The following is a 19,283-nucleotide window of genomic DNA, read 5'->3' on the forward strand; positions in this document are numbered from 1 at the left end:
ATTTTTCTCACCTTGAATTTGATGCAGGTCAATGCAGAAAGCCACGCTATGATCTCAATAGATCTCCCGTCCTACAGAGAGAAAGCGGAGGTCTATACGGGTGGATCATTTCGCCAACGCAAACGAACTTAGAAAACGAGCGGAAGAATTTCGACGAACGGCAGAAACCATCACCGAGCACCACACCAGAGCCAGCTTCCTGGAATTGGCGCGCTCCTATGATGCGTTAGCTTACGCGGAGGAGGCGGCGGGAAAGGCCTTAGACCTGGCACGACGCCGGAGCCAAGAGAACTAGCTGATCCAACTTTTGGAGTAGTGCCGCATCAGGTGCATGCACTTAGCCCCAAACGAAGCGCCCCTCACGTCTTCGCAGCTTCCTTGCTGATAGCGGAAATCGAATTTCCGGTCTTGCGCACGATGGCGGCCAGCTCAACGTTCGATAGCTTGAGACGCCGACGCAAAACCTTGACCTGCACCTTGCTGTTCATATCCAAAGAATTACGAAAGTACGGCCTTCGCTTGATCATGATGCTCTCGCAATGATGGGAGCGACGCAACCGCCCTTGGCTGCTCGCAAGATTCCGTCTCTGGCAGCCAAACTGACTCAACCAGCTTATTGTTCCTAAGTCCGCGCGATGGCGGCGACTAACTTTTGTTGTAGCGAGAGGTGGCCACCCGGTGCTGTCGTTCGACGTGGCCCTCTCCAAGGGCTGCCTCCAAGGGCTCCGGCTCCACGTCCCCTCCGTCCCCCGTCTGCGGAGCCGGGGCTTTTGGTGCGCTCACCGAGAATCGACCCACATCATGAACCAATGCGTGCGCCGGTCCGGCGCCTGGTTGCACGGATTTGGCGTCGGAGATCCCATCTTGAGCTTCGATTTGTCGATTGATTCCCACCGCCCCGGAAACTGCGTTGCAGCGAAATCCTCGATCTCGACTTTCACCATGCTGTTCGGCGCACAGATCGAACAGGTGAAGCCGCCGAGCGCGGCGAACACCACAGACTCGTCGCCTCCATGTGCTGGAGAGTCATGGCTGATCGTCATGATGATAGCGGTGGTTCGAGTTCAACAACGTTGACAGCGTGGTGGCCTGGTTCGAATTCTTCCATCCAGATCCGATGTGGTCGCCGCAATGGCCAACCGGTGAAGCCGAAGGCTCCCAGCACCGTCGTCAGCACCTCCAGCCCCGGCACCTTGCCGCGGTTGGCCGATGAGATCGACAGGTGCCGGAACAGGCCATCGGGTTGCTGTTCAAACGAGAGCGCGACCCGATAAGTGCCAAGGGCGAGATGTTGCGACGGATATTGCCGCCGTACCGCTTCAACACCCGATGCGCGTTCGCCGAGATCCAGGCTGTTGGTATCCGATTTGTCCGCGATTGATTCCAGCGCTTTCCAGGGGATTGGGTTCTGCCGGGCCTTCTCGACCGCTTCTGCGATCTGGGCCTCCTCGTCCGGACGGATCACAAGAACACTCATATACAACGTCTCCAACTGTTACGGCGTAACGGCCATCCTGGCTGGTGCACCCATGGCTTCCATTAGGTCGGTCAGCGAATGCTGCTGCTCTTGTTTCACGTTGCAGGCGTTCGAATTCAGTTCGTGCCATTGATCGTCCGGCGCCATCTGCGGCGGAATGATCGTGATCGCTTCGAGTGCGGTGCCGTAGCGCACCAGCCCGACGATGCCCTCGTCGCTACGCCGCGACAGGTAGGCACGCAGATGCGGGTCGCGGTGGGCATCGGGATGCTTCGGGTCGCACCAGATTTGTACGACCTGAATGTGCTGCTGGTAGCCGTCGCCGTCGTTTTGCAGCGTGATGTAATCCGGCATGAGGTCGATGACATAATGCGAGCGATCCGGCCGCGAGAGATCCGCTGCGTCGTCGTTGACGAGCCAGCGGCAATTCCAGATCGCGCATTCGGGCGGCATGCCAGCGCGGTGATACAAAGCGCAGCCCTTGCCGAACTTCTGATGTCGGCAGCGCTCGCCAGCCTTCTTCCGCAGCGGCGGCACCGGCAGCAGCTTGCAGCAAAGCTGGCAATCACCGCATTGCCTCACCGGAAGTATCCCTCAATCGACTCCATGATTTTCACTCGCTCGGCTTTCGGCATTGCCAGTCGCGCCTCAACTTCCTCGATCTCGACCTTGCGTTTGCCCCAAGCGGCAAACGTCTTGGGCGTGCACGAGCCATCCTTCACGCCAATAAATGGGATATACTCCACGGTCTCGGGATCGATGTCGCGCCAGCTAACTGACCAGTCGTGGGCGACAAGCACTTCCCGGATGCGAGCCCATTTTCCGCCGATGTAGTAGCAGCCAGTTTTGATATCGGATCGTCTCAATTGTTCGTTCCTTGTCTCATCATGCACACGTTGACCGTCAGCGTCGCACCAATGTTCGCGCCAGGGCGACAATGCCGCGAATATGTTCCGATGGAAGTCGCATCATGGCCTCCACGACATCGAGTCCATCCTTGGTTGCGAGGAAGGCAGTGATCTTCGATGGCTGTCGCGATTTGCCACTGCCAATGTCATCAATGAAGTGGGACATATCGGTATCCAGCAGATGAGCGATCTGCTGTAACCGCGAAGCACCAACGCGATTGACACCCTTCTCGTACTTCTGGACCTGCTGGAAGCTCACGCCGAGCTTGTCACCAAGCTCAGCTTGACTCATCTTCATTTCCATTCGACGCGCCCGAATACGCTGGCCTAGCGTGGTGTCGACTGGTGTCGTGCCGCGCTGATGTCGTAACGTCGGTTTCTTTTTTGCGGCGTTGCCCATGGTTCTCTTCCCGCTTGCTCTTGCGTGGCTTGTGGTGGCCGTTCGTTTTGCATTCTTCCCCGTCATGGGGCTGCGATCCGGTGGCGATGACCGTTGGTGCCTTTTGCTTTTTTCACCACCTTTGCCTTGTGCGCCGCGCGACCGCGCGGCTTCTTTGGGCGAGGCTCGACCGCGTTTAGTTTCGCCTGCCCTTGGTAGACGGTCAGTTCGCCTAGCCGCGCAAGGTAGTCCAGCTTCAGCTTGATCTGCTTGGGCGATAGCCCGGTGTCGCGCGCCAGCGCCGACAACGAAACCCATCGATCAAGGGACAGGTACTCCTTGATCTTCACGCTGCGGGAGCTGGGCGGCTCCGGCTTTGGCGGTGGCGGGACGACCTGCGCCGCGACCGTGTCGCGCAATGAGCCGACCACCTTGGCGACCCGCGTCATCAATGCCGTGAGGTCCGCCACTTCGCCACGCAGGGCGGACACCTGATCGGGGAGCGGCACCACCTCTTGCGGCAGGTTCAGCGCCTTGGCCAATTCGGGGTGCTTCTTTGGCTTCGTCTCCTGCTTCAGCGCCACGTTGTCGGCGCGTAACAGTCTGCGCACTTCGGCCCGCAGATTCATCCGAGCGCGCCAGTCGCTGCCTGTCTTGGAGGTGATGACGCGCCTGAGTTCTTTCTCGGGGACGACGCGCCAAGCGATTTCGATGTGCCCGCCGTTGGTGTGGGTGATTTGCGGCTTTATGCCGTGCTGCTTCAGTTCAGCTGTCGCGATTTCAGTTAGCTCTGAATGATGCATTGTCCCGCTTTTTCCCTAATTGAACTTGCGGACCATCGGGCCATCGCCGTCGCATGTCCTTCTTGTTTACTCCCGGTGGTTGCGTTGACCGCAGGTAGTGCAAGCTAATTAACGCGCCGACGGTTGTACAGTGGCTTGCAAAAATTTTTGGGAACAAAAGTTTTTGGGAATCCAATTTGGTGCGCGATGCGCTGTTATTACGCAGTCAAGTGCCCCAAGTGGCAATAGACGAATGGTGTATCGGGATTTTGTGGCATCGGCCATCTTTGTTGCCGAATGCTCGGTGGATCGACTGAGGCACTATCGTGGCAAACTGCCGAATTGCGACGGTTCAACCAAGAGAAGCGCGGCGCGATGCAATGCGCTCAGAGAATTCCAGCGCTGCAATTTTTGTCTGATTGTTTGTGCGTCTTTTTCCCGATACAGGCGCTAGCAGAATGGAATCGATGATGCGTAAGTTCCCGACGTGCCTGTTACCGTAAAACGCGCCACAGTTTCTGATTTCGAAGTGCTACGTGATGCGGTGCAGGATTCGCCCGTGAACATCATGCAGCTTGATCGTGGCAAGATGGGCGGAAGCTTGCTGCACCTGGCGTTTGACTCGGAGGTCGGGGTCTCGACTGGTGAGTTCACGCGTGGCATTCGCACCACCGGCAGCTTGAGCGATCATCGATGGGGAATCGGCACGGTGCTCACCGCGCCGGCATTGATGAATCAGGTCGAGATCTCGCCGGGCGAAATCATGATCATCCGGCCCAACACAGAACTCTATACGCGCTTTTCCGGTGCCAATGGTTATGCGACGGTCTTCATCACGCCGGAGGAGCTGCGTGCGTATCCCGGCGCAGAAGAGGCGGTGGTGTTGCGACAGTCCAGCGCCGTGCTGCCCGCCGATCCTGTGATCGCTGCCCACAGAGTCCAGACGTTCCAGTGGTTGTTGGCGCAAATCAGCGCGGAAAGCCAGACGATGTCTGCCGGCGCTGCAGACTTTTTCAGGAGCGCCCTTCTGGATCTGATGATCCGGCCGGTGTTCGAGCGTGTCGACTATCGAAAGCCGAGAATGCAGCAATCAACAGCGATGCTGGTGCGAGCAGTTGAACAATACCTCAATGATGTTAGCGACCGGCCCGTTCACAACTCCGAGCTGGCCAACAGGTTCGGCATGGATCTGCGAAGCCTGCAGCGCGCCTTCAAGGACGAGATGGGCATGGGCCTGATCGCGTATCAGCGGCAGAAGCGGTTACATGACGTGCATACGAGGCTACGGTTTGGCGACGGTCTGGCGCTCAGCGAAATGGACACCGACCTGCTCATCAAGGACATCGCAAAGGAGCACGGCTTTATCCATTACCCCAGGTTCACGCACCAGTATCAGCAGCTGTTCAGCGAGAAGCCGTCTCACACCATGCGGCGTGGTCGACGGTCCTAATGCTTGATGGTCGGGGTCGGCAGCAGACCAACCATGCCACCTTCGAACGCACCGCCGGCCGAATGCAACATTCTGTCTACATTCCTGATAAATCTCGTTTCACGGATAGCCTTTGTTCAGAATGGAAGGATGTCGGGCGGGAACCCCTCATAACTCCAATCGAAGCCAAAAAAATTGCGTGGCAGTAATTCGATCAGGGCACGAGCCCCGTGTTTGGCAATCTCAAGGTTCAGAATATGGATCACGTCGACGCCGGCTCTCCGTAACAGACGGTCGCGACGAATGTCTCTCGCGTAGCCCGCGGGCTCAGCACCGTCGATTTCAACAGCAATCAATTGCTCTCCGTTCCAAAAGCCGTAATCGACACGAAAATTATTGTCTGGTTGGTAGGACTTCGTTTCTGCCAAAGGATCTTGAACATACAGTTGCAGTTCGGGGATGGGCAGTAGCGCGCGCCAAATGTCATTCTTTTTGGGCCGCGGGTGAAGCCAATCAAAGGGGATTTCGAGGTCCCTGGTGACATGGAAGGATCCGTCCTCATCGCTGGCATACGATGATAACGCTTTCAGCGTTGCAAAATACAAATCCAAGAACTGCTCTTCCGATGTCGTCATGTTCGGGTTCAGAGATTTGAGAACACTGCACATGTGACCGAGCATTGTCTGGTCATTGTCGTCGTATTTGGCGGTGTTCGGCCATTCTCGGACATGCATATCGAAGTCTCCAAGGCAAATCGGCCGGCGTTTTGCCTTGTTAATGAAAATAACTGGTACGTCGGTCGAAAAATAAAGACCGTCCGCGGAGACTGCCGACAGTGCAATCCTTTGCAGATCGCTCTTCACCGCCCGCCCGTAAGGCAGAATCAAATAGTCTGGCACATGCAAGATCGACATTGCTGCTCTTTCATACGAATCGGGAGCCTGCACGGTGACACAGTTCAGTGTCCACCGCATCAGAGGTGCAGAACGGGCGCGTTATATGCGGTCGCTATTTTGGGAGTGTCATGGCAACTGCACGAACGAGTGGCACCACATTCATGGCCACGTCCTTCGGATAGCCAGCTTTCATAAGGAGGACGGGGATCATTGAGACGACGTGTAAGCCTTGCCCTTGGTATCTTGCGTTGCTCATGAAGATCGCATGGATTCTAGTCGGATCGGGCGCTGGCGACGTTGTTAAATACTCGCAGATCTCTGCCGCACACTTTCTATTATGAGGGTCGGAGTTTCGTCGGCCATTAATGATCAAGTATGCGACAACAACTACTACGACGAGACCAATTGTTATTTCCATTTCCTTCCCCCAAAAAATTGCCCCTCACACCATTAGCATCTACGGTCAGAATGGCCCACAGACACGCGCGGACCCCGTGGAAGGGGGCTGGATGGAGAGTTTTCTTCGCGCCATCAAATGGTTACATACTCCAACAAATTGCCGAGCGTCGTTCGGCGCCTTGGCCGCAGTTACTCGACGAAGTTGATCTGGCTCATGTCAGGCCGTCGCGGTCGCCCGGTCGGCAAGCCGGGAAATGGTGGAATGAGCTACATTGTAGGAGCGGGCGATCACGCGGGTCGCTTCGCCCGCCGCCAGTCGCGCCAATGCTTCGCGCTGCTGATGGGCCGACAGTTTCGAGCTGCGACCGAGATGCCGGCCTTCGGCCTTGGCCCGCGCCCGGCCGTCGCTGGTACGCTGCAAAATCAGCGACCGCTCAAATTCGGCGATGCCGGCGAGCACCGTCATCATCAGCCGGCCGTGCGGCGTCGTGGTATCGGCCCAGCTGTCGCCCAGCGACTTGAAGCCGGCTTCGGCCTTGCCGATCTGGTCGACGATCCGCAGCAGGTCCAGAGTGCTTCTAGCCAGACGGTCCAGTTTGGCCACCACGACGACGTCGCCGGGCCGCAGCTTGGCCAGCAGTCGCTCCAGCTCACGGCGCTGCTTCACGCCGGAAACCTTCTCGCTGTAAAGCTTGTCGACGCCGAAGGCGTTCAGCGCCTGCTCCTGCGTGGCCAGCGTCTGGCCCGTGGTGGAAACGCGCGCATATCCATAGATCATTGAAGTCTCTCGGGGTTGTTGGTCGGCAGTATGTAATACGTACTGCAGCTCAGTTCGTCAACCCCGGATTTGCTCGCCGTCCTGAAAAATAAACAGGATCTCCGTCGCGGTGTGCACGGTGAAGCGGCTTTCGTCATTGAACGAGCGCATTTGCGCCCATTCCTCAGCGTGGTTCTTCTTGGCGAATGCCGCCGCAATGCGGTGATCGCGGCGGACGATGAACGGCAGGTTGGCGACGACGTCATCCACCGGAACCAGCTCGGTGGATTCCTTCGTGATGATGTTGAGGGGCACGTTATCTCCTAATCAGCAGCGCGTTGATGATCCTCGCAATTACAAACATCGTGCGCGGGAAGCGCTGGCCCAGCCAGAACAGGCCGACGAAGACCGCCACCAGGGTGCTGATGATGATGAACGGCCACTTCAGCCAGTACCAGATCAACGCCGTGACGATCAGGAACGCGCAGGTGTGCCAGCTTTTCAGGCCCGAGGGCGCGATGACCGCGGTGGCGGCCGGCGCCGCCCTCCGTGGCTTGCTGGCGCGGGGCTTATCGGCCGGCATGGGGACGAGCCGAGACATCGTTATGCCGTGGCGATCTTCGGACCGGGCTGGATCTTGGCCTGGATCTCCTTGCCGTTCTCCTCGCGGGCCAATGCCAGCTCGTAGGCATTCTTCATATTGAGCCAGTGTTCGGGCGTTGTTCGGAAATAGCGCGCCAGACGCAGTGCGGTGTCGGCGGTGATTGACCTGGAGCCATTGATGATCGAGCTGATGCGGTTCGGTGGGACGTCCAGTGCGCGCGCCAGAGCGTTGGCGGATAGCCCCAACGGCTTCATATACTCCTTGGCCAGGATCTCGCCGGGGTGGCTATTGTTCGACACGATTGATTCTCCGATTGAAATGCAGTGCCGCTTTTAATACTTCATACGTACTACGTAAGTCAAGGTAAACACATAACGAATCCGCCATGCCACAATGTCTGGACATGAAAATCATTTCGATGATCGCCCATGAGGCCATCTTGACTAGGAGCATGCCGGCCTTGTTGCTTGGGATCTTGGATTCTTGGAGGGGCAGCAAATGGAGTCGTTCAAGAAGATACTGATGGCTATCGCGCTGTCAGGGCCGAACGTGGGCTTTGGTTACTTTGTCGAGTGGTCCCACATGCCGGGCGTGCCGGTATTCGTCTCGGACTGGAAAGTTCAACGTGCGAACTGACGGCCCTAATGCTGCTTCGCACTTGGCGATGGGATCGGCCGGTCGCCGAGCTTGTAGAAGGTTTGGCTTGGCGGTTGCCACGTATCGGGATCTAGGACGTGACTCAAGGCTTGCACCGCACCGAACAGCGCGAAGCGATCTTCATCCTTGAGCCTGTCATCGGCGATCATGGCTTTGATTTCGCTGAGTTCGGTGATGATGGCGTCGCGGTCGATCATTGGCTTACCAATCGCAATGTGAGTACGGCTTAGAGCAAGCGCAACGTTAGCTGCCGATCAGATCCGGCATGGCGGTCGATGAAGTCTTCCAGCACGGCTGGGACCAGCCGATCCTCCAGGCTGAGCCGGCGCAACACTTCTTGGGCGACCGAGTGGGAAGCGTCTTCCGAGCGACCGGTCTCGGGGTTGAACATGATGACGCGCACGGGATCTGAGTGTTGGCCGCTCAAGAGGTCGCTGACGGTCGTCTCGTAATTGGCGTGGTCGAGATCGGTTTCAACGAAGGCCTGCCCGAGAGCGCCAAAGTCATTGATGACGATATAGTAATCTTCTGGGGCACCTGGAATGATCGACGGCATCTCACGCATACGCAACTCCCGCCACGGACCCAGAAGCCTATTCCGGATCCAAACTATTTTGGACTCGCATTTTTTGCATGACGGCCTATCTGCAACCATGCGCAGAGATAGCCTTTTTGCCCTGCCGGTCAAGGCCGCCGTGGTTCCGGCAAGCCTCGACTGCATGAAATCAAGCACGACGGCTACCGGATGATGGTGATCCGCGAGCACAAGGCCGTGCGCCTGTTTACCAAGAGCGGTCATGACTGGTCGAAGCGCTTCCCGTGGATCGTGGAATCCGCGCTGCGAATCCGGCAACAGCAGTTCGTCCTGGACGGGGAGGCGGTGCTGCTAGGGGGCGATGGCAGGTCGCACTTGAGCGCCTGCATTCCCGTCAGCATGACGACGAAGTCCAATTCTACGCCTTCGACATGCTGGCCGGCGCCGGGGACGATCATCGCAAGCTGCCGTTCTCGCTGCGGAAGCACAACCTGGCCGCGCTGCTGGCCCGCCGCGCCGACGGCATCCACCTGGCGTCATACGAGCAAGGCGAGATCGGCCTGGATCTGTTCCGCCACGTAGCGGTTCTGGTCGACGCCGGCCATGTCGACCACGGGCGCCTGATAGGTGGATTGGGTCGAGCCGCAGCCGGCGAGCAGCAGCGCGGAAAATAGGAAGAGACGCGGCATTGCTATCCTATGGTGCGATCACAGCGCTCTTTGATTATTCCAATGGTTTCCTCTTTCCCTGCGAAGGTTTTTGCTTGGCCGCCGCCGCGTCCTTCTCAGCTTCGGTAATCAGCGCCTGCAATCGCTCCGGCCCATTAGCAAGCAAGGCTTTGCAGGAATTGGCGTGCTTGTGCAGCAGGATCGAAATGTTGGAGCAAGTCTTTTCGATCTCTTCCATCATTTCCTCGCGTGCGATGGATATCCGCGCCTCGGCCGCCTTCTGCGAGACGCCCGCGACTTTGCCTGTCTGCAAACCGCGCGTGAGCAGATTCCCGGTGTAGGTCTGGTATTGCGCGACGGCCGGGTCATTCGGCTCTTTCTGAATCAGGCAGGCTGTGACGATGGCGGTGTAGGCCGCGCAGATCATGTGCTCGTGGGCTAGATTGTTGACACCGTCCAGCAGCTTGTCGGCTTGTGCGGAGGTCGCCGCAAGCATCATAGCCGCCACGGCGGCGGCTCCGGATTTGAGAAACGTGGTCACTAGTTTGATCTCCTTTTTGATTGAAACTGCTATTTGCTTTCCCCCGGCGGATAGCCGCATGCCGCATTGAAATAGCCAATGAGTGCAGGCAATACGTTTCGTTGGGCTTGCACTTGGGGATGTGCGCGCGCGAAGGCGGCGACGTTCTCGGCAAGCTGGACATTGGTCATTCTGGCGTTGCTAATGCATGATTGTCGATGCTGCTGTAGCCGTGTCGAGGCCTCATCGGCGTCGTGCAACCCGGTATATGCGTCATAGGCTCCGGCGATGTAGGTGGCGCGGGCATTGACGCTCAACTGTTCAAATTGCGCATAGGTGAAGTAGGCGCCTTGCGCAGACGTCGCCGCAAGCATCATAGCCGCCATGGCGGCGACTCCGGATTTGAATGTTGACATTAGGTTTGATCTCCCTTTCGACGAATCCAAACGAGCGACCATTTTGCAGTTTGGGCCGCCCACGTATTTTTGTGATTTTGCTGAGTGGGCTGAGAGGTTTTAAAGAACAGCGTACCCGCAATAGATACTTCGGGTTCTTTTTATACTGGCCAAAAGGACATTGCGGGTGTGCGAGCGCGCTGGTGGCACCCGGAAAACTACGGATATATTTCCGCGCGGCTTTTGATGGCGGCGCGGCTGGCGCGAGCGCTGCATTAGTCATGGCCGCGAACGCCATCGGATATTTCATCCAAGGCGATCATCCGCAGGCGTTTACCACGAGCCCCGCCGACGACCGAACAAGCCATTTTGCTCAATGTTCCTAAACGACTTAGGAACCCTAAGTGCGGCACTGCAATTGGTCTTTCTCTACCAGAAGGACGACATCAGATGGTTTCGATTCCCTCGTACGAGCGAGCTTTGACGGGAACCTGGAAGCAGAAGTTGATTCTAGCGCTGTTCACAATGCTCTTTTTACCGGACAATCTCTTTGCGCAGGGACAGCCCGTCGAAACTGGATCGCATCTGCCGGTCGCCGTGTGGTTCATCGGGGCCGGCGTACTCGGGCTGGTTATAGCCTACGGCATCATGCGAAACAGGACTAGATCCCGCGCCGAGAAGCAGATTACAGGACAAGCGACGAAGAATCTGTATGCGAAAGAAAATCGCGACCGGACAGCTTCGGGCTGATTGACGGTCGGAGGTGTGGACCCAACATTGGATTATGAAGGTGAGGAAACCGCCTGCGGCGGCCTTCACGTCCCGAAGTTGGGCCCTTGGTGTTGGGCGTGTTCGCGGTCTGCATGGGTTTAGCGGCGGTACTCCCTTGTCTCGGTAACGCTGTCGCCGTCACCCTTCTGCTTGGTCTCGGATATTGTTGTCGCGGAAGGGGCTGGCACGAGATCCGGGTTGGCACGCCCGCAACCTGTTTCCGTGCACATATAGCCGGTATATTCCATTCCCTTGCCAAGCGGGCTGCTGGCGCTCGGTCTCAGCAAGCCGTACACTTTCACCAGATGGCCGGCGACCGCAACGTTCATTTGATGAACGATGTGGCCGTCTGGCGCGTAAGCAATCACCAGAGCTTCGCCGGGCTGCATCGCTTCGATGGTAAAGGTGCGATCAGTTACCGGTCTGGCCCTCGCGATCCCCTCAGCCATGATACGCAGCTCGCTCACGGGCTGATCGAACATGAACGTTCGGGTCTGCCCGACATTGAACCCAATCGTGTCCTTTGCGGTGATCTCCTGCGGCGGCTGAGCATTTGCCACGCCAGCCAGCAGAGTTACCGCAGCAATCACGCAGGACCGCAAAATTCCTGAAAGCGACATGACAACCCCCTAAAAAAATAAACGCAGGCTACTTTGCTATTTATCCACAAGCGCTGATTTGGCGCAACATCTGTGACCGCCGGGTAGTGGGTCAGTTTGATTGTGGCAGCCGAACCGGGCTGGAATGTTGACAATCAACAGCGCATATTCAGGGGGTGCCAAACTCAGAAAGCAGCCCAAAAGGCATTAGCGCCCTACATGACAGACAAGCACCCCAAACGCCCTAGGGACCCGAACCAGCTCGCCAAGTCGATCATCGACATAGCGACCGGGCAGAAGCCTGACCGCGATCCCACGCCCGAGGAAGAGGGCAAGGACACGGCTGCGGTGGCGCTTGGGAAGAAGGGCGGGAAGGCGCGGGCGGATGCTATGACGCCGGAGCGGCGGGCTCAGATTGCTCGGAAGGCGGCGGAGAAGCGCTGGAAGCGTCCTTAGGGCGCTCTATAACGTTGAGTATGCCGCATACTTCTTTCTGATCCCCGTATCGAAGAACAGCAACCAATTTTGTAGGCCCAGGAAACTCGACCGGCTCCGCAAGTTCTGTCCGCGCAATAATCGTTGCGAAAGGCACCCCATTCTTTTTGGCGTTCGCGATAGAGCGCTCAATAACGTCGTGCGGTATCGGTCCGGGACTCTTGTTATCAACAACGACATGGTCGTTCTGAACGTCAAGATCGACCTTAATCGGTTTTGTGAATCTTCCGTCAACAGATAGTCTGATGCGGTAATAGATTGCCAACCTGCGAAGGGCCCCAGGGAAGCTTGGGACCCGAATGGTATCGGACATTGCTCCGATGATGGTATCCTTGCCGGGACCTTCGCGGCGGATATCCTCGCAGAAAATCCCAACTGCGCTTATGCCCTTCATCAGGCCGCTTCGTTAAATTCGAAATCGGATTCGGGAGTCTCTTCGCCTTTTTCCTCGAAAGCGTAGTCAGTTTTCACGCGCAGGGCCGGCCGGCTAGTTTCGATATTCTGTCCAGCGACCGGCACCATTTCTGGGAAGCTGATTACAGCTTTCTTGCCCAGAAGAAACGCAAGCTCAGCCACGCGCCCCAAGGTCATGTCCTTTAGGCCGGTAAGCTCTCGATTGATTACTGAGCGATGAACCCCCAACGCCCGCGCGATATCCGTCTGCTTTATGCCGCTCTTCTTTTTTTCCTCAGCATAAGCTCTCTGTAATCCACGGCGAACACTCCCAATGAAACGGCCGGCAGCGCGCTTATGAGGTTCAATCGTAATCTGAAACGACGTCATGTGGATTTTTTCCCGGTACGAACTTGGGTGGGTCTAAGTCGAGCTGGTTCCTGAAAGGAGTTACTTCCACCTTCGCATAGGGGCCGTAGAGCCCGTAATCAATAATGCGCCTCTTCGTGTCACCTATCACTCCGACGAAGCAGTCCTTTTGAGGAAACCAACCGAAGATACGCAGGTCAGTAGTTTTCAGTTCCCAAATGCCATCCTCCACATGATTGAGAGGCTTGAAATGTTGATCATAAGTAAGCGTGTCTCCTGAGCAGAAAAGCGCGACGAATTCGTCGAATTGCTGGATGGGCAAAGACTCAACATTTCGATCCGACACGAGGCCAGGCAAATCATTTTCGATCCATGTCCTCAGCTTGGGGCCAGCGTAAATGCGGCGCATCTCCTGCTGCGGGTGGTCCAGTTGCGGGTCCAACTTGAAAAGATCACCTCTCCCGACCAAATCTATAACTGTTGCCATACAAGTCAACAACCCTTATACGAAATGCTTAACGTGAGTCGAAAAGTCACACTCACTCTACCTATCCGCGCGCGAAAGGGAAATGTGACAACGTAAACTGACCTATTATGCTTGACGTTAAGAATATAGGGTCATATAGTCCAGCCATGAACAAGCTGGACCGAAGGACGCGCGCCCAAATCCTGCNACCTCCTTTGCGAGGGCCAATCGATCCGCGCCGTTACCCGCCTGACCGGATGNCAGCAAGAACACCGTTGCGAAGTTGCTGGTTGAGGCTGGGCACGCCTGCGCCGCCTATCAGGACAAGGCGCTTCGGAACCTGCCGTGCAAGCGCGTCCAGATGGATGAAATCTGGAGCTTCGTTTACGCCAAGGCCGCCAACGTAGAGAAGGCTAAGGCCGCTCCCGCGAGCGCTGGGGACGTTTGGACGTGGACAGCCATCTGCGCCGACACCAAGCTAATTGTTAGCTGGTTGCTCGGCTCTCGCGATCTGGATGCCGCTCTGGCGTTCACTGGCGATCTGAGAAGCCGCTTAGCAAGCCGCGCCCAGCTCACCAGCGACGGTCACGGCTCGTACCTAAGTGCCGTGGACGCTACATTCGGTGATGATGTTGATTACGCCATGCTGGTGAAGCTGTACGGCGCAGACCCTCAGGCCGAAACACGCTACAGCCCGGCAAAGTGCATCGGGGCACGCAAAGAGCCTAAAATCGGCTCTCCCGACAAGAAGCACATCAGCACTTCCTATGTTGAGCGTAGCAACCTTACCATGCGGATGCACATGCGCCGCTTTACCCGGCTCACCAATGCATTCTCAAAGAAGGTCGAGAACCACGCCGCAGCGATTGCGCTCCACACGTTCTACTACAACTTCGTCCGTATCCATCAGACGCTCAAGGTGACGCCCGCAATGGCTGCGGGCGTCACGGATAAGCTTTGGGAGATGGATGATTTGGTTGCGATGCTGGAGCAGTGGGAGCTATCGAACTTCAAGCCGGAATATCAATTCGTGGTGCGTCAATACGCGATTGGTAAGGGCCATTCGGTGAGCGTTCTGTGGCGCGGCGGTGAAGTGGACAGCATCTATGGTTTTGCAAGCGAATACGACGCCTTGCAGTGGATCAAGGACAAGTCGCAAGCTTGGCTGATAGATACCAAAACGGCCCGATCATGATACGGCAATGCCGTTGACCTTTTGTATTGCAACTATTAGATGTTGATGGCGTTAGAGTGCAGGCGTAGGCTGGCAGAGCGCGCGCCGCGCCAACAAAAAACTGCTCTTAGAACTCCACATCGTTAATCAAACATTAACGTCTAAAGAGCGAAAGTCAGCTATGAACACAGACGTCCAAATCATCACCGTAGAAGTCCGACGCTCCAACAGCGGCCTATATACGGCCACTAGCGACGCGCTTGATGGTGTGTACATGGCTCACACCGACCGTGAGGCCATCGTTGCCGACCTGCCGGCCGTGGTCAGTCGTTGGTTCAAGAGCAACCACAACATTGACGTGGATGTCTTCATGCGGCCTCCGGTTCCGAACAATGGTGGGTTTTATATACCCACAATTCCGGTACCCGCAGAAATTGCGGCGCGCTCCCTAGGGCGCTAAAAGTCACCAGCCACTTTCGGGCTGGGATGATTCGCCGTGACTGTCGAAGAATACTACGGATGGTTCGAAGCCTGCGGCTATACAGCCACGGGAGAGGGCACCGTGACGACGGTAGAGATGTACAATCCTGAGCGCCGCAAGTTTATCTACCCTCCACGCCCAGATGACCTATCGCCTGACCATAGACGGGAAGCAGCCGAAGGGCTGAGCCGTCACTTTGGATGGTCGATGGCGCAGGGTCTGCATTAACCAAGCGATTTCTTTCGGGGTCATTTTTCAAACTGACCCACTACCGACCGCCGAGTTCGGTTCATCGCTGCAAATAGTCGGCAAGACCACCATCGCCGCGCGCCACCCAACCAAGACCCTGTTAGCCGGGCTTAGCCGTGCAGCACGGTCAGCCATTAGTCCCTCCACTCACGTCGAGACACAGGCGTGCGTGTTGTGGCGGTTCGCCATGGCTTGCTGCCTCGATATCCTCGCTCAACCTCCACCCCATAGCTGTCGCGCGCTACAAACGTGTCGGGGTTGATGTTGCGCCAGCGCTGACTGCTGTCCTACTGCCACTCGAAGCTGATGGTGTCGGTCTTGTAAGCCCATTTGCGGAAGCCAAGCCCGAGGAAGGAATAGGTGTGCCCGTCGATCTTGATCACGTGTGAATGCCAAGCTCGTCCGTTGCGGCCCCGACTCGGCGGCCGGTGCTTGTCCTTCAGGTAGGTCTCATAGCTGTCGATCTTGGCGTTCTCGACGCGATGGAGCGCGCCATTGTCGGGGAGGGTTGGGTCGGTCATTGATAGGCGATCACGATCTCGATGCGCTCGCTCATGCTTTGATGGGGGAACTTCTCGGCGTGCTGCAGCACCTCCGGCGTCGGCATAACCAGACCAGATTGCCCCTTTGGGGCGACGCAGTTCCGCCCGCTCTTGATGTAAAAGGCGCAGCCGCCATAGCCGGATTGGGGCTCGCCTCTAGATAGATGCGGCCCTTCTCTGGATTCTTGCCGGTGACCTTGGAGACGACGAACCACAGTCGGTTCGCATACGTCTCTCGGATCACGGCAACGTCGCCTTCGTTCGCGTTCCGGTAATACGCCGCGATCTCCTCCTGTGACTGCCCGGCGCTCGGATCACCGGGTCGCTCATGGCCCATCAACTGCCGCATGCCCGCGAGGACAGGATGGGTCGTCATTGAGGTCTCCAGGTATTATGGTAGAGGCGAGGAGGGGCCGGTGGAGCGTTTTATCGCCCGATCCGTCGCCATTCCATCCCAAATACGTGATTTTTCAACAGCTTAACTTGCGCAGGAACCTTCTTTACACTTATTTCATTTGCTGCATATATTGCACTTAACCAGAAAAACGGGAGTGTGCCATGCTGGCGTTATTGGATCAGGTCAAAGAGCCGCTTGTCGCAACCGACGAGGAAGCGGTTATCGCGAAAGAAGCGGCCGAGAAGCTTCGTTCGGTGGCGCTGGCGGGCGTCGACGTGCGGCTGCGCGCGGCTGAGCGGGCGGACATCGTGGTGCCGCTACCGGCACGCGCGGTCGAAATGATTGTCGAGGTTCTCATTGCGATGGCCGAGCGTAAGCCGGTCTCGGTGATCCCGCACACCGCTGAGCTGACGACCAATCAGGCGGCGGATTTTCTCAACGTGTCGCGACCGTACCTGGTGGGCCTGCTCGAAAAAGAACAGATTCCGTACCGCAAGGTCGGCACTCATCGTCGCATCCTTGTGTCTGATCTTCAGGCGTTCAAAGAGAAGTCGAACAAGACACGACGGGAAGCGATTGCTTCCATGGTGGCAGAAGCCCAGGCGCTGAAGCTTCCATGATCTCCACGTTCACGGTTATTTTCGACGCGAACGTTCTCTATGGATCGCGACTTCGGAGCCTGCTCATGGAATTGTCCCTGAGCGGGCTTTTCCGTGCCAGATGGAGCGCCGACATCCACCGCGAATGGATGACGGCCATCAGCAACAACACCGGCATCGATGTCACCCGCCTCGAAAAGGTCAGAGACGACATGGACCGCGCCGTCCCGGATGCGATGGTGACCGGCTATGAGGAGTTGATAACTGCACTCAACCTACCTGATCCGGATGATCGCCATGTGCTGGCTGCCGCCATTCGTTGCGGTGCGAGTGCCATCGTCACCTTCAACGGGAAGGATTTTCCGGTCAGTGAGCTAACCCGATACGGCGTCCACACCAAACATCCGGACGAGTTCATCAGGGACGTCGACGGTCTGGACCCCGGTGTCGTTGCCGAAGCCGCCATCGCGGATCGCAGACACTATCAAAATCCGCCTCTCAGCATCGAGGACTATATCGACGGAATCAGGAAGGCCGGCCTCCCGATGGTCGCATCCCACCTCGACAAGGTGCGTGTGCTGTTGGCAGATTGAGCTTGCATCCCTTCTTGGACAGATGCGCGACAACGCGCTGCACCGAATGGTTGTGACGGCGGCACAGGTTGTGTAATAGTTAGGGGAGGGGATATTTCCGATGGATGCGGGTGACTATAGGAAAAGCGCCGACGCCCTTGGCGGCATATTGGCCGACGTGACTACAAGGTCGCATTTTGAAAACATTTGCAGCGAAGCCGTACATTACGAGCTGCAAGCGCAATTCGGTGACGATTACAAGAATTCGGGTCTCTATGGTTTTCTCCTCAAGAAAATGGCCAAAGCCGCGTCAGATTACGTCCTGTCAAAAAATATTGGTCCGCGTGATTTTGAAGACAATCTTAATGAAGCTTTAGGGATCGTCAGATCGTTGCGGTATGCTTTCGTTCGCGATGGATCGGACAACCCGTCACCAAATTTCTGGGACAACACCGCAAATCCCATCCACAAAATAAGAGCAAAGCAAGTCCCTTACATTGACCGCTCGGGGCTGGAATGCGCGGTCGACGACTACTTGGCGCTGCCTTACCGGTCCCAAGCTCTAGATCGTTTCCTTGTCCGCGCCCTAATTGCGGTGGAGCTTTACGCCTTCGGCGATGAGATGCTCAATGAAAAGCCGCTGTTCGGCTTTCCCGCTCGTTCTCCACTGAAGCAGAGCCATGTTTTATTGGGGTACTTGCGCGCGCTGCTACTCAACGCGGTTTTACTCGGCGGTATCGCCGCTTTGGCACTGTGGGCTGCCTCTAAAGGATGGATTGGCGAAACTGCCGCTGGATGGACAACTGGAATTTGCGTTGCCCTGTTTGTCCTATTGAGTGCACTCAGTACCTTCGGACTACCCTTCGCTTGGCGCAGACAAATCAAAGCCCGACGAGAGGTTAGTAAACTTTTGTTGGCAATGAACACAATCTACAGCGAACTGAAGTCCGACGGCCCGATCAGTGCACAATACATTCGCGACCGCAGCAGTAGCGCGGCCCAAGATGGAGTTGTTTGGCCAGCTCCGTTGTTTGCGATGCTGGACGACATAATCGCCCGGACAGGACGTTTTTGAAAGTCAGGCGGGTTCGACTTGAAACCGTCGCAGCCCTTCAAGCGGATCACCTGCTAACGATCATGTGCGAAAGCCGCGTCCTACCCAAACCAAGGAGCTTCCCAACAAAAGCAGCACTAGTGGCGGCAAGATCGCTCCAGCAACGAACGGCACCGCCTCCTTGGCATACCGCTCCCAACGCTGATCCCAAAAGGCTTTAGAGACATAATTCTGATCTTCCTTGGTGAGCTGTGCGCTCAAATAGAGCCGGGACCTATCTGGAAAGTCCGCAGCAATCATTGTCCCTTTTTGCACGTCTTCATTCCAGCTTGTGACATACTGGTATTCTAGAAGGTCGAACGTTGCTGACAGCTGTTCCTTTGATGGTGACCGCATCAGTGCATAAAAGTCCTTGCTCCAATCAACTTTGTTCGGATCCCCAACATCCTTCCTCATGTTGTAGACGTATTGGTATTTCCGAGCGATCTGATCGGGCATCACGAGATAGGCGAGCCCGGCGGTACCGATCAACCAAAGCACCGTCACGAAAATCCAAGCGCGCCATAATCCACGCCGTACATTCATGAGAAACGATTCCTTCAACACTGAGTCTTCAATATTCGGAGTCTTTAGGCCGCGGACGCGATTGGCGCATTTCGCCGGACACCCTCTCAAACGCAATAGGAGCGTCGCTGATGCGCGTTCACAACCGATAG

The 19,283-nt window shown here is 56.7% G+C and carries 31 protein-coding genes and 2 pseudogenes; 11 read left to right on the forward strand and 22 right to left on the reverse strand.

Annotated elements, in window-relative coordinates; genetic code table 11:
• Window positions 1-359 precede the first annotated feature (359 nt).
• From CQ14_RS42425 to CQ14_RS21530, 7 genes are all read right to left on the reverse strand, one after another.
• Entirely contained in the window at window positions 360-527 is a 168-nt protein-coding gene (locus CQ14_RS42425) for a DUF3606 domain-containing protein (RefSeq protein WP_082649973.1), read from the reverse strand.
• Window positions 528-779: 252 nt separating this feature from the next.
• Window positions 780-1,043 carry a hypothetical protein gene (locus tag CQ14_RS21505; RefSeq protein ID WP_156435248.1) on the reverse strand — a complete coding sequence of 88 codons (264 nt, stop codon included), beginning with the start codon at window positions 1,041-1,043 and terminating at the stop codon, window positions 780-782.
• Window positions 1,040-1,477, reverse strand: a complete 438-nt coding sequence (locus CQ14_RS21510; protein ID WP_057859839.1) for a hypothetical protein — start codon at window positions 1,475-1,477, stop codon at window positions 1,040-1,042. Before CQ14_RS21510 ends, CQ14_RS21505 begins: the two co-directional genes overlap by 4 nt.
• Before the next feature lie 18 nt (window positions 1,478-1,495).
• Window positions 1,496-2,059: a hypothetical protein gene (locus CQ14_RS21515; protein ID WP_057859840.1), complete on the reverse strand. Its 564-nt coding sequence runs from the start codon at window positions 2,057-2,059 to the stop codon at window positions 1,496-1,498.
• Window positions 2,056-2,343 (reverse strand): hypothetical protein, encoded by a 288-nt coding sequence (locus CQ14_RS21520; protein WP_156435250.1) that lies wholly within the window; start codon window positions 2,341-2,343, stop codon window positions 2,056-2,058. Before CQ14_RS21520 ends, CQ14_RS21515 begins: the two co-directional genes overlap by 4 nt.
• A 37-nt stretch (window positions 2,344-2,380) precedes the next feature.
• Window positions 2,381-2,785 carry a helix-turn-helix domain-containing protein gene (locus CQ14_RS21525; protein ID WP_063800394.1) on the reverse strand — a complete coding sequence of 135 codons (405 nt, stop codon included), beginning with the start codon at window positions 2,783-2,785 and terminating at the stop codon, window positions 2,381-2,383.
• Between the two features lie 62 nt (window positions 2,786-2,847).
• Window positions 2,848-3,567, reverse strand: a complete 720-nt coding sequence (locus CQ14_RS21530) for a hypothetical protein (protein ID WP_057859842.1) — start codon at window positions 3,565-3,567, stop codon at window positions 2,848-2,850.
• Window positions 3,568-4,114: 547 nt separating this feature from the next.
• On the opposite strand from CQ14_RS21530, the gene CQ14_RS21535 reads away from it, so the two are divergent.
• On the forward strand, window positions 4,115-4,996 hold the full coding sequence (locus CQ14_RS21535; protein WP_245320447.1) for a helix-turn-helix domain-containing protein: 882 nt from the start codon (window positions 4,115-4,117) through the stop codon (window positions 4,994-4,996).
• A gap of 116 nt (window positions 4,997-5,112) precedes the next feature.
• On the opposite strand, the gene CQ14_RS21540 is transcribed toward CQ14_RS21535, so the two are convergent.
• The 5 genes from CQ14_RS21540 to CQ14_RS21560 form a co-directional block, all read right to left on the reverse strand.
• Window positions 5,113-5,889, reverse strand: a complete 777-nt coding sequence (locus CQ14_RS21540) for a hypothetical protein (RefSeq protein ID WP_057859844.1) — start codon at window positions 5,887-5,889, stop codon at window positions 5,113-5,115.
• Window positions 5,890-6,487: 598 nt separating this feature from the next.
• Window positions 6,488-7,048, reverse strand: a complete 561-nt coding sequence (locus tag CQ14_RS21545; protein WP_057859845.1) for a recombinase family protein — start codon at window positions 7,046-7,048, stop codon at window positions 6,488-6,490.
• A gap of 57 nt (window positions 7,049-7,105) precedes the next feature.
• Window positions 7,106-7,342 carry a hypothetical protein gene (locus tag CQ14_RS21550; RefSeq protein WP_057859846.1) on the reverse strand — a complete coding sequence of 79 codons (237 nt, stop codon included), beginning with the start codon at window positions 7,340-7,342 and terminating at the stop codon, window positions 7,106-7,108.
• Window position 7,343: 1 nt separating this feature from the next.
• On the reverse strand, window positions 7,344-7,610 hold the full coding sequence (locus CQ14_RS21555) for a hypothetical protein (RefSeq protein ID WP_057859847.1): 267 nt from the start codon (window positions 7,608-7,610) through the stop codon (window positions 7,344-7,346).
• 20 nt (window positions 7,611-7,630) lie between these two features.
• Window positions 7,631-7,885 carry a HigA family addiction module antitoxin gene (locus CQ14_RS21560; protein ID WP_057860012.1) on the reverse strand — a complete coding sequence of 85 codons (255 nt, stop codon included), beginning with the start codon at window positions 7,883-7,885 and terminating at the stop codon, window positions 7,631-7,633.
• A gap of 244 nt (window positions 7,886-8,129) precedes the next feature.
• Here CQ14_RS21560 and CQ14_RS43805 point away from each other — a divergent pair, with 244 nt between their 5' ends.
• On the forward strand, window positions 8,130-8,267 hold the full coding sequence (locus CQ14_RS43805) for a hypothetical protein (RefSeq protein ID WP_156435254.1): 138 nt from the start codon (window positions 8,130-8,132) through the stop codon (window positions 8,265-8,267).
• Between the two features lie 5 nt (window positions 8,268-8,272).
• On the opposite strand, the gene CQ14_RS21565 is transcribed toward CQ14_RS43805, so the two are convergent.
• The gene (locus tag CQ14_RS21565; RefSeq protein WP_057859848.1) at window positions 8,273-8,485 is read right to left on the reverse strand and encodes a hypothetical protein; all 213 of its coding nucleotides are present in this window, start codon (window positions 8,483-8,485) and stop codon (window positions 8,273-8,275) included.
• A gap of 29 nt (window positions 8,486-8,514) precedes the next feature.
• Window positions 8,515-9,087 carry a hypothetical protein gene (locus CQ14_RS44740; protein WP_057859849.1) on the reverse strand — a complete coding sequence of 191 codons (573 nt, stop codon included), beginning with the start codon at window positions 9,085-9,087 and terminating at the stop codon, window positions 8,515-8,517.
• On the opposite strand from CQ14_RS44740, the pseudogene CQ14_RS47865 reads away from it, so the two are divergent.
• Together CQ14_RS47865 and CQ14_RS47870 are read left to right on the forward strand one after the other, a co-directional pair.
• Window positions 9,061-9,132 (forward strand): annotated as a pseudogene (locus CQ14_RS47865) (ATP-dependent DNA ligase); the annotation flags it as partial. The gene CQ14_RS44740 and the pseudogene CQ14_RS47865 overlap by 27 nt on opposite strands.
• Window positions 9,133-9,254: 122 nt before the next feature.
• Window positions 9,255-9,497: a hypothetical protein gene (locus tag CQ14_RS47870; RefSeq protein WP_347337154.1), complete on the forward strand. Its 243-nt coding sequence runs from the start codon at window positions 9,255-9,257 to the stop codon at window positions 9,495-9,497.
• 49 nt (window positions 9,498-9,546) lie between these two features.
• Here the strand turns inward: CQ14_RS47870 and CQ14_RS21580 are convergent, their stop codons facing one another.
• Both CQ14_RS21580 and CQ14_RS21585 read right to left on the reverse strand, forming a co-directional pair.
• Window positions 9,547-10,032 (reverse strand): hypothetical protein, encoded by a 486-nt coding sequence (locus CQ14_RS21580; RefSeq protein ID WP_057859851.1) that lies wholly within the window; start codon window positions 10,030-10,032, stop codon window positions 9,547-9,549.
• Window positions 10,033-10,061: 29 nt separating this feature from the next.
• Window positions 10,062-10,427, reverse strand: a complete 366-nt coding sequence (locus CQ14_RS21585; RefSeq protein ID WP_057859852.1) for a hypothetical protein — start codon at window positions 10,425-10,427, stop codon at window positions 10,062-10,064.
• A gap of 429 nt (window positions 10,428-10,856) precedes the next feature.
• Here CQ14_RS21585 and CQ14_RS21590 point away from each other — a divergent pair, with 429 nt between their 5' ends.
• Window positions 10,857-11,156, forward strand: a complete 300-nt coding sequence (locus tag CQ14_RS21590; protein ID WP_057859853.1) for a hypothetical protein — start codon at window positions 10,857-10,859, stop codon at window positions 11,154-11,156.
• 119 nt (window positions 11,157-11,275) lie between these two features.
• Here CQ14_RS21590 and CQ14_RS21595 read toward each other — a convergent pair whose 3' ends face one another.
• Entirely contained in the window at window positions 11,276-11,797 is a 522-nt protein-coding gene (locus CQ14_RS21595) for a pilus assembly protein N-terminal domain-containing protein (protein ID WP_082649974.1), read from the reverse strand.
• A gap of 198 nt (window positions 11,798-11,995) precedes the next feature.
• On the opposite strand from CQ14_RS21595, the gene CQ14_RS21600 reads away from it, so the two are divergent.
• Complete coding sequence (locus CQ14_RS21600; protein ID WP_057859855.1) at window positions 11,996-12,232, forward strand: hypothetical protein; 237 nt, start codon at window positions 11,996-11,998, stop codon at window positions 12,230-12,232.
• Here CQ14_RS21600 and CQ14_RS48285 read toward each other — a convergent pair.
• From CQ14_RS48285 to CQ14_RS21610, 3 genes are read right to left on the reverse strand one after another with little or no spacing between them, the layout of a single operon-like run.
• Complete coding sequence (locus CQ14_RS48285; protein ID WP_430650200.1) at window positions 12,165-12,665, reverse strand: DUF6941 family protein; 501 nt, start codon at window positions 12,663-12,665, stop codon at window positions 12,165-12,167. The genes CQ14_RS21600 and CQ14_RS48285 overlap by 68 nt on opposite strands.
• On the reverse strand, window positions 12,665-13,054 hold the full coding sequence (locus CQ14_RS21605) for a helix-turn-helix domain-containing protein (protein WP_057859856.1): 390 nt from the start codon (window positions 13,052-13,054) through the stop codon (window positions 12,665-12,667). Before CQ14_RS21605 ends, CQ14_RS48285 begins: the two co-directional genes overlap by 1 nt.
• On the reverse strand, window positions 13,029-13,475 hold the full coding sequence (locus tag CQ14_RS21610; RefSeq protein ID WP_156435257.1) for a hypothetical protein: 447 nt from the start codon (window positions 13,473-13,475) through the stop codon (window positions 13,029-13,031). Before CQ14_RS21610 ends, CQ14_RS21605 begins: the two co-directional genes overlap by 26 nt.
• A gap of 285 nt (window positions 13,476-13,760) precedes the next feature.
• On the opposite strand from CQ14_RS21610, the pseudogene CQ14_RS21615 reads away from it, so the two are divergent.
• Window positions 13,761-14,694, forward strand: a pseudogene (locus CQ14_RS21615) (IS1 family transposase); the annotation flags it as partial.
• Window positions 14,695-14,854: 160 nt separating this feature from the next.
• Window positions 14,855-15,133: a hypothetical protein gene (locus CQ14_RS21620; protein WP_057859858.1), complete on the forward strand. Its 279-nt coding sequence runs from the start codon at window positions 14,855-14,857 to the stop codon at window positions 15,131-15,133.
• Window positions 15,134-15,690: 557 nt separating this feature from the next.
• On the opposite strand, the gene CQ14_RS21625 is transcribed toward CQ14_RS21620, so the two are convergent.
• The gene (locus tag CQ14_RS21625) at window positions 15,691-15,924 is read right to left on the reverse strand and encodes a hypothetical protein (RefSeq protein ID WP_057859859.1); all 234 of its coding nucleotides are present in this window, start codon (window positions 15,922-15,924) and stop codon (window positions 15,691-15,693) included.
• A gap of 579 nt (window positions 15,925-16,503) precedes the next feature.
• Here CQ14_RS21625 and CQ14_RS21630 point away from each other — a divergent pair.
• From CQ14_RS21630 to CQ14_RS21640, 3 genes are all read left to right on the forward strand, one after another.
• The gene (locus CQ14_RS21630; RefSeq protein ID WP_057859860.1) at window positions 16,504-16,962 is read left to right on the forward strand and encodes a helix-turn-helix domain-containing protein; all 459 of its coding nucleotides are present in this window, start codon (window positions 16,504-16,506) and stop codon (window positions 16,960-16,962) included.
• Window positions 16,959-17,534: a PIN domain-containing protein gene (locus CQ14_RS21635; protein ID WP_057859861.1), complete on the forward strand. Its 576-nt coding sequence runs from the start codon at window positions 16,959-16,961 to the stop codon at window positions 17,532-17,534. Before CQ14_RS21630 ends, CQ14_RS21635 begins: the two co-directional genes overlap by 4 nt.
• A gap of 100 nt (window positions 17,535-17,634) precedes the next feature.
• Entirely contained in the window at window positions 17,635-18,588 is a 954-nt protein-coding gene (locus tag CQ14_RS21640; RefSeq protein ID WP_057859862.1) for a hypothetical protein, read from the forward strand.
• A gap of 60 nt (window positions 18,589-18,648) precedes the next feature.
• On the opposite strand, the gene CQ14_RS21645 is transcribed toward CQ14_RS21640, so the two are convergent.
• A partial coding sequence (locus tag CQ14_RS21645; protein ID WP_210183167.1) for a hypothetical protein occupies window positions 18,649-19,283 on the reverse strand: 635 nt, incomplete at its 5' end.

This window comes from Bradyrhizobium lablabi (assembly GCF_001440475.1).
Classification (GTDB): domain Bacteria; phylum Pseudomonadota; class Alphaproteobacteria; order Rhizobiales; family Xanthobacteraceae; genus Bradyrhizobium; species Bradyrhizobium lablabi.